Origin of the sequence: Pseudomonas sp. PDM32, from assembly GCF_019219225.1 — a bacterium.
GTDB classification, from domain to species: Bacteria; Pseudomonadota; Gammaproteobacteria; order Pseudomonadales; family Pseudomonadaceae; genus Aquipseudomonas; species Aquipseudomonas laurylsulfatiphila.
In genome coordinates, this window is the sequence record NZ_JAHUWE010000053.1 from 1 (window position 1) to 348 (window position 348).

At 62.9% G+C, this 348-nt stretch carries 1 protein-coding gene; it reads right to left on the reverse strand.

The genetic code is table 11. The features are described 5' to 3' along the window. A partial coding sequence (locus KW846_RS29750; protein ID WP_218486470.1) for an aldehyde dehydrogenase family protein occupies positions 1–348 on the reverse strand: 348 nt, incomplete at both ends.

Sequence of the window (348 nt, forward strand, 5' to 3'; positions counted from 1 at the left end):
CCAGGGCGCGGGACGGGCAGGTGCAGACTTCGCCCTGGTTGAAGAACGCCAGCACCAGGCCTTCGGCGGCTTTCTCGATGAAGGACGGTTCGGCCTTCATGATGTCTTCGAAGAAGATGTTCGGCGATTTGCCGCCCAGCTCCACGGTGGACGGAATGATGTTTTCCGCGGCGCATTTCATGATGTGCGAGCCGACCGGGGTCGAGCCGGTGAAGGCGATTTTGGCGATGCGTTTGCTGGTGGCCAGGGCTTCGCCGGCTTCTTTGCCGAAGCCTTGCACGATGTTCAGCACGCCCGGTGGCAGCAGGTCGCCGATCAGTTCGACCAGCACGGTGATGCCCAGCGGGG